This is a genomic window from Bacillus sp. mrc49 (genome assembly GCF_002803435.1).
Genome location: NZ_PHNG01000420.1, coordinates 1 through 307 on the forward strand (window position 1 = coordinate 1; position 307 = coordinate 307).

A 307-nucleotide genomic window follows, 5' to 3' on the forward strand; every position below is an offset into this window, starting at 1 on the left:
CACACCCTTTGGATTTCCTGTCGTGCCCGATGTGTACATGATCGTAGCGGTATCCTCCAGATAAAACTCCTGAAGGATCTCTGCCGTTCTTTCATTTGGCAATTGTTCGAAAAAAAGAAGGGGCAACTCAAGAAGATTCCCCGCCATATCATCAAGCTTGCTTGCGAAGGAGCCTTCAGAGAGCAAATAGGAAGCACCGCTGTCCTCGACCTGCCACGACAATTCCTTTGCCGTTAATTTATTATTCAGCATCACGATCTTCACACCGAGATAAAATAGGGCATGGATGGTGATGACGCCGTCAATA

Annotated in this window: 1 protein-coding gene; it reads right to left on the minus strand. The window is 46.9% G+C overall.

Annotated elements, in window-relative coordinates; translation table 11 throughout:
* A partial coding sequence (locus CVN76_RS02585; protein ID WP_198512450.1) for an AMP-binding protein occupies nt 1–307 on the minus strand: 307 nt, incomplete at both ends.